Origin of the sequence: Methanobrevibacter filiformis (assembly GCF_001639265.1) — an archaeon.
Taxonomy (GTDB): Archaea; Methanobacteriota; Methanobacteria; order Methanobacteriales; family Methanobacteriaceae; genus Methanacia; species Methanacia filiformis.
In genome coordinates, this window is the sequence record NZ_LWMT01000123.1 from 1 (window position 1) to 2,165 (window position 2,165).

At 22.6% G+C, this 2,165-nt stretch carries 2 protein-coding genes; both read right to left on the reverse strand.

The window, feature by feature from the left end; translation table 11 throughout:
* Positions 1–180: 180 nt before the first annotated feature.
* Positions 181–912 carry a hypothetical protein gene (locus MBFIL_RS04035; protein WP_066971731.1) on the reverse strand — a complete coding sequence of 244 codons (732 nt, stop codon included), beginning with the start codon at positions 910–912 and terminating at the stop codon, positions 181–183.
* Positions 913–1,654: 742 nt separating this feature from the next.
* The gene (eif1A, locus tag MBFIL_RS04040) at positions 1,655–1,963 is read right to left on the reverse strand and encodes a translation initiation factor eIF-1A (protein ID WP_066971733.1); all 309 of its coding nucleotides are present in this window, start codon (positions 1,961–1,963) and stop codon (positions 1,655–1,657) included.
* Positions 1,964–2,165: the final 202 nt, after the last annotated feature.

Consider the following 2,165-nt stretch of genomic DNA (forward strand, 5'->3'; position numbering starts at 1 on the left):
AAACCCCACCAAGAAAAAATAGAACCAATTGTAGAAGAAGTTTCTGAAATAAGAAAAAAATAAAGAAGCAATGTTTAATTTAAGGCAATTCTATAGAATCGATTAAATCCTTAACTTAACAGCTGTGCTAATAATATATTACACCCCATAATATTTAAAACTAAGCATAACTAAAAAGAATCAAAAAATAATTATTGCACAGCCAATATTAAATATTTTTCCAACATTAACTGAAATTACAGACGGATGAACTTCATCCTCACCAAAACCACCAAATACAACACCTGTATAATCTTCATATAAAATATATTGGGCAATTTCAATTAATTTATTGAAATATTTTGATGATAATAAATTAAATGGTATATTGCAATACATCATGGAATTATTAATTTCAGAAGTGATTAAATTTCTATATTTTTTCAAAATTAAATCTATAAATTCTTTAGGAATATTATCCCATGATTCATTAACAGAATCTTTTAAATTAGCTAATTTCTCATTAATTAAATTTTCTAAATACTCTTTATTTAAACCATTATCATTAGATGTTCCTAAAATATCTTCTACTATCCATTTTACAGCTTTTATTATATATCTTTCCTGTTCTTCTTCATTTTTTTTGAAGTTGCATTCTATGAAGTTGAAAAAATCGTTTATATAATCATTTAAATGATTAAATTTCTTTTTTCCTAATTTATCACGATATATAGATATTATAGTTTCCCATGATATATCAAAAAAGTTCAAATTTTGATAGATCATTATGCCAACTGGTTCATACTTTGAAAGCATGAATATTTTATTGAATGAATCATTTATTTGATTTCTTGATTGATAGTTAACAGTTCCTGCACTGTCACTTGCAAATACTAATGCATTATTATTTAAAATAGCTATTTCTGCAGTCATCCAAAAGGTATCCTCCACTCATTTTATCAAAAATATTAAGTATTACTAAATATTAATATTTTAATATATTCTAATAAAAATATTGAATTATTACTATTTAAATATTTTGTAATAATTTAAACCAATAATATGATTACATCAAAAAATAACAAGTAATAAATGGAGAAGTTCTTTATCTAAATTTGGTGTAACTCTAATTTACTTTCCTTATCACCTAATAAAAAAATAAATGTTTAATACAGAGAGTAAATACATGAAAAAAGTTATGGATTTTATAAAACAAAGAGCAATAATTAATTTTATTTATAATATGATTTAAAAATGAGGATAAATGAAAAAAGATACCTAGCTAAATAAAATGTAAAATAAGAAAGTCAAATAGAAAAATTAAATTCTAAAAAAAATAAAATAAAAAAGCTTCCTGATTAATAATAAAAATAAGCATTAAATTATAAATAGTGTATTAAATATAATAATAGTATCAATCTTAGTAAAAGTATTTCTTGTGCTAAATTGCTTATTCTTTGAAATAGCTTTTGATCAAACTTAACTGTTAAGTTATAAAATCTTTGATTTAATTTAAAATCACAGAATTTAAAAGTTAGAAAAAAGATTTTTATCTTTTTCGTTTCTTAAACTTAATTTATTAAGTTATAAAATCTTCGATTTTCTAAACTTTTATTTCATAATGAAATTTAGAGAAATCTTTGATTCTTGTTTTTAAAAGTTTGAAAAATAGTTATTACATTTTTAAATAGCCTTTTCTTTCTAACCAATTTGATTCTGTTCTAGTATATCTCCAGATAACATCAGCTTTCTCATCAGTTTGGAAATCCCATGGTTTAACTAAGATAACGTCTCCTTCACGGATCCATATTCTTTTTTTCATTTTTCCAGGAATACGACCCATTCTGATTTTTCCATCAGCACATCTTACTTTTAGTTTTCCATGCCCCATTATTTGTTCAACAAGAGCAGGCATTTCTCCTCTTCTTGGAGTTCTAACTCTTCTAAATTCTTGTGTTCCCTGATTATTATTCCTCTTATTCAAAAACTCTCCTCCAATATTAACAATATACTCAAATATCCAGTATTAATAAATATCCAGTATTAACAAATATTCAGTATTAATAAATTATCCAAATATCAATAGTATAACTAATAATATAACTAACATTAAGAAATGATTAATAGCTAAATACAATAAACTCAATATAATAATTAATTACAATTAAACAACTTAAAAATTATAT

Excerpts from the sequence above, each read along its gene's own strand:
- MBFIL_RS04035 (WP_066971731.1), bottom strand. The coding sequence starts at position 912 with ATGACTGCAGAAATAGCTATTTTAAATAATAATGCATTAGTATTTGCA.